A 1,953-nucleotide genomic window follows, 5' to 3' on the forward strand; every position below is an offset into this window, starting at 1 on the left:
GGCTCAGGCCGCGCCGCCGGCTCAGGCCGCGCCGCCGCCCGCGGCCGCGCAACAGCCAGCCCCCGCATGCCAGCCGCTGAGCAACGCCGGTAACTGTTACAAGCCGGGGCAGTTCTGCCGTAAGGCGGACCACGGCGTGCGCGGGGTGGCCGCGAACGGCGAGGCGATTGTCTGCCGCGACAACAACGGCTGGCGCTGGGAGCCTGCCTAGGCTGTGCCCGGTCCCGCTGAGTGGCGGCCGGACCCTTGATCGCTACCGGCCGGAGGTGGGCGGCCGAGAGTCCCCAGCCCAGCCCAGCCCGAGGACCTGGGCTGGGCTTCGTTTCAACTTGGGAACAGGCCGGTGATGGGGTTGAAGGTGGTGAAGTCGGCGGTACCGGAGATGTTGATGGCGGCGTCGGCGGTCAGTTCGATGCGGTACTGGGCGCCCTGGTCGGGGTCGGTCGCGCCGATGCCCATGCTGGCGAGGGTCGAGAAGATGCCGAAGCCGTCGTGGTTCTGGACCCAGCCGTCGGTGATGGCGGGAACGGGCAGCGGCTCGCCGGGGATGTCGGGGGCCAGGTTGTACTCGTCGTAGTCCTTCCGCTGGAAGGAGGAGACGTAGGGGTGCACCGCGATTCCCTTTGCCAGCCGGGTCGCGTATTTCCGCAGCAGGTCGAGGACGAGGTGCTGGGGGAGTCGGTGACCGGTGGCTATCTGGTCTCCGTCGAGTGAGCCCGATCGGTCGGAGGTGAGGAACGCGAAGTACGGATTGACGGCTCGAATCCATTCGGCGTGGTTCGAGGTGCGGTGCGAGCCGTGGTGGGCGACCTTAAGAATGTCGCTGCGCAGCAGGTCCTGGGACAGGCCGCCGGTGTTCTTGTATGTGTCGAGAATGAACTTCTCGACGTGCCGGGTGGCGTCGCCGGTGAGTGTGACAACCCGTTGTGGCCTTCTGTTCGCCGGATACCGGATCTGCAGCACGACGCTCTTGCTGTTCTTGACATAACCCGCGTCGGTCCCGTCGACGCGCAGGCCCATGCACTGGATGAGGACCTCGGCCCCGAACTCGCCGACGGAGTTCTCGTTCGGCCCCACGCCGTAGGGGAACTTCGGCACCGAGCCGACGGTGTTCAGGGTCAGGGAGTGGGTGCGGGCCATGTAGTTTCGAAGCCAGTCGATAAGGTTTCCGTCGGGCGCCGTGTACTCGGCGGCCGGGCCCCCATGGATAACGTTGTGAATCTTCGGGCGGAATTTCTCGACGAATGGCACGATCATGTTGTAGTGATCGCGGTCCCCGTGCGTCAGGACCAGGTAGTCGAGGGTCTCGCCGAGCTTCGCGAACTTGGTGTGCTGCTGGAAGTAGGCGAAGGAGTCGGCGGTGACGATCCCCTTGTTCTTGGTCGATCCGAGGTCGACCATCATGGTCTTTCCGTTCGGAAACCAGACGACGATGCCGTCGCCCTGGCCGACGTCAAGAATGTCAATGTTCAGACTCACTCGTCGCCCCCGTCCTACGCCGCGGTGGGTGAGAACGCCGCGCCGAAACGGCGCCAGCGGGAATCGGTTTATCAGTGCACGATGACGGCTGCAAGGTGCGGATACCAAAAACCATGGATACTGCCCGATACGTCACCTTCGTCGCTGACGGGAGGTGGCTCGTAACGCCGTTCCGGAAAGAAGAGGGCATGCTGGCGCGACGGACAGCCGGCCCCGCCGGCCCGGCGACCGCGATCGCTCGCGCGGGGGCGCGTGACGGGGTGAAGCTGGCGGCGGGCAAGCTGTCGGGGCTGGCAGCGGTGGCCGGCCTCGCCCCGGCGGGATGCGGGCGACGCGGGCGGGAGAGGTGGGAGCATGCGGTCACGGCCGTGCTGTCGGCTGGTCGTCGCGGTGCTGGTCGCGGTGGTGCTGGTCGCCGGCTGTGGGTCAGGTGGTGGCGCGGACGCGCGGCCCACGACGGCGGCCGGGCCGACC

2 protein-coding genes are annotated in these 1,953 nt (G+C 67.3%); one reads left to right on the forward strand and one right to left on the reverse strand.

Going from position 1 to position 1,953, the window contains the following annotated elements; translation table 11 throughout:
- A partial coding sequence (locus MXD58_RS26550; RefSeq protein ID WP_250610515.1) for a hypothetical protein occupies positions 1–211 on the forward strand: 211 nt, incomplete at its 5' end.
- Between the two features lie 113 nt (positions 212–324).
- Here MXD58_RS26550 and MXD58_RS26555 read toward each other — a convergent pair.
- A complete protein-coding gene (locus tag MXD58_RS26555; RefSeq protein WP_248837583.1) occupies positions 325–1,479 on the reverse strand; it encodes a ComEC/Rec2 family competence protein in 1,155 nt (384 codons plus the stop codon).
- Between the last annotated feature and the right edge of the window lie 474 nt (positions 1,480–1,953).

The sequence above is a fragment of the Frankia sp. AgKG'84/4 genome (genome assembly GCF_023242965.2).
Classification (GTDB): Bacteria; Actinomycetota; Actinomycetes; order Frankiales; family Frankiaceae; genus Frankia.